Source organism: Rossellomorea sp. FS2, from assembly GCF_047915635.1.
Classification (GTDB): Bacteria; Bacillota; Bacilli; order Bacillales; family Bacillaceae_B; genus Rossellomorea; species Rossellomorea marisflavi_A.
Window position 1 is genome coordinate 1 of the sequence record NZ_JBLRVS010000015.1, and the last position, 914, is coordinate 914.

General features: G+C 44.5%; 1 protein-coding gene. It reads right to left on the reverse strand.

What is annotated here, in order from left to right; translation table 11 throughout:
• Positions 1-316 precede the first annotated feature (316 nt).
• Positions 317-914: transposase (locus tag ACNA6I_RS23055; protein ID WP_416314230.1), on the reverse strand; the 598-nt coding region annotated here is incomplete at its 5' end.

The window sequence follows — 914 nt, forward strand, 5'->3', positions numbered from 1 at the left end:
ATCCATATTTAAACATATATGGAAACACACTGAGCGTTTGAAGAAACTTGGCGTCTTTTTTTCCATTAATAGGTACTAACTTATGATCGCACTATTGGATCTCCACATACGACATGGCGGTGGACCCTCCCATTTCTCTCAGCGTCTATGCGCGTAAATTCCTTCGTTCGACCTGACCATGTGTGGTTGCCGGATATGCTCCTCGGGTGGGTCTATGCCCTAATGCTCGGAATAGTGACCGGCTTATCCGTGCTTCTTTTGATCACCTAAGAAACCATTAAAAAACCAAGAGATATTGATTGCTGAACCTCATATGTTAAGCTGCCTGCCCGTCTCTCATATGAGGGATATCGCGAAGCATATGTTCCTCACTAAACGCACACTTTCGTGTGCCTATTACAAATAAGACCTTAATCAGTTTACGTCCTAATGCGACAAAAGACTGTTTCCCTTTAAGAGGATTCGTTCGACGGTGTTTATAATACTGATGAAGGGCTTTAAAGGCGTCATTATGAAAAGTTAAAGGGCGGGCGACTTGATACAGAATCGAACGCAACCTTCGTCGCCCACGCTTAGTAATGGTCGTTTTCCCTCGATGTGTGCCGGATTGGTTCATCATCAAATTCAGTCCTGCTAATTTAATAATCTGTCGTGGATCTTTGTAATTTGATAAGTCACCAATCTCGGCAAAGAAACCAACAATGGTCATCGCTCCCACGCCATTGATCGCCATCATAAGATCTGCTCCAGGAACCGTGAGAACCAGTTCTTCAAGTTCTTCTTTCAGGTTGTCCAGACGTTCGTTTAAGGACTCATACTGATCAACGAGATAGCGAAGCTCTTCACGAGCCATTCGGAGACCTACGGTCATTCCAACACTGGAGTCAGCTGCTTTCTTTAAGTGGCGCATACGC